Origin of the sequence: Brevibacillus migulae, assembly GCF_004521915.1 — a bacterium.
In the GTDB taxonomy this organism is placed as follows: Bacteria; Bacillota; Bacilli; order Brevibacillales; family Brevibacillaceae; genus Brevibacillus_F; species Brevibacillus_F migulae.
The window spans coordinates 1-334 of record NZ_SDKD01000090.1; the positions used below are offsets into that span (position 1 = coordinate 1).

Sequence of the window (334 nt, forward strand, 5' to 3'; positions counted from 1 at the left end):
TGCTTCTCGCAGTATATTTCGACGAATCCGTTTACCTCTCGTACCTTTACTTCACGTCCGCTATACCGCCATGGAACGCCATAACGAACGCCGTCGTAGCTCACAAATCCGTCACGGCTTACTTTCCTCGGTTCAAACCGGTACTTTGCCCATCGTTCCGGAGACGGAAGCATACCGAGCTTCTCTTGTGCCAAGCGATCGATCGGTCTTTCCCCAGTTGTACCGTGGATACGACGGTTTTGCTCATCGCACCAGTGTCTGGCTTGGCGATTTAGGTCACCAAGATCGGTGAATGATCGCCCTGGCATGAAGTTCTGCTCGATGAACTGAACGC

Annotated in this window: 1 protein-coding gene; it reads right to left on the minus strand. The window is 52.4% G+C overall.

Translation table 11 applies throughout. From position 1 onward, the window contains the following. The coding region (locus EIZ37_RS25735; protein WP_235828238.1) for a Mu transposase domain-containing protein at positions 1 to 334 on the minus strand (334 nt) is incomplete at both ends.